At 47.9% G+C, this 1,362-nt stretch carries 1 protein-coding gene; it reads left to right on the forward strand.

Annotated elements, in window-relative coordinates:
- The coding region (locus C7475_RS32695; protein WP_146217735.1) for an amino acid adenylation domain-containing protein at positions 1–1,362 on the forward strand (1,362 nt) is incomplete at both ends.

Consider the following 1,362-nt stretch of genomic DNA (forward strand, 5'->3'; position numbering starts at 1 on the left):
CTTTGGCGATTATGAACTCAGCTATCACATGCTGGACGTACGGTCATCCGCTGTGAGCCGCATCTTGCAGGACATGGGAGCTGACCCCGGCAGTGTTGTACCAGTATGTATGGAGCGTAGCCCAGAACTGGTGATCGCACTATTGGGCATCCTGAAAGCAGGATGCGCATATGTACCCATTGATCCGTCTTATCCTGCGCACCGGATCAATCATATCCTTGAAGATACAGGAGCGAAGATGTTGATCAGTGACGAGGTATGTTATAGCATAGCCTTATCCACAGGCAAACCAGTACTGAATATCAGCCGTGCAGAAAGCAACCAGTTGCCACAGGCAATTACTGTTGCATCAGTATCCGCAGACAGTTTAGCTTATATCATGTATACCTCCGGCTCAACGGGGCGGCCTAAAGGCGTGATGGTAACACATGCTAATGTAGGAGCGTTTGTGAAGGCATTGCCGGATAGCTTTGGTTTTCAGCCAGGCTGGCGTATTGCTTCGCTGACAAGTCTCACATTTGATATATCGATACTTGAACTGCTGGGAGCAATTTGTAACGGTCTTGGCATCGTGTTGATGGAGGCGGAAGATCCTGTATTGGTATCATCCCGTTTGTCAGCCGGAGTAGTAGACGTACTACAATTAACGCCATCCCGTTTACAACAGCTATTGAACGGAGGGATGGACGCCCAGGTATTAAACCAGCTAAAAGTGATGCTGGTAGGTGGTGAAGCGCTTCCTCCACATTTATATGAGTTATTAAAACAACGGGATACCCGTGTATATAATGTATACGGTCCTACAGAAACAACGATATGGAGTAGTAACCTTTTACTGAACGATAGTGAGACCTTAAGTATAGGCCGTCCGCTTCCGGATGAACAGTTATATATTTTAAACCCATACGGTCAGTTGTGTCCTATTGGCATCCCTGGAGAGATCTGTATTGGTGGAGCTGGTGTAGCCCGCGGTTACCTGAACCTGGAAGGGTTGACCGCAGAGAAGTTCATCACCGATCCATTCAGCGGCATCTCCGGTAGCCGTTTGTATCGCACGGGAGATATCGGCTATTGGCGTGTAGACGGAACGATCATGTATGTAGGTCGTCGCGACCAGCAGGTGAAAATACGTGGTTATCGCATTGAACTTGGTGAGATAGAAAGTGTGCTGCAACAATACGAAGGTATCAGCCAATGTGCAGTACTAGCCACTGGCGATAATACGCAATTGGTGGCTTATGTAGTGGTAACAGAAACGTTTGATAGAGAAGAGGTGCAAGCCTGGTTGCGGAGCCATTTACCGGCTTATATGGTGCCCGGCATATTTATTCCTTTAGACCGTTTGCCGTTAACGACCAATGG

It is taken from the genome of Chitinophaga sp. S165 (assembly GCF_003182155.1).
Lineage (GTDB): Bacteria > Bacteroidota > Bacteroidia > Chitinophagales > Chitinophagaceae > Chitinophaga.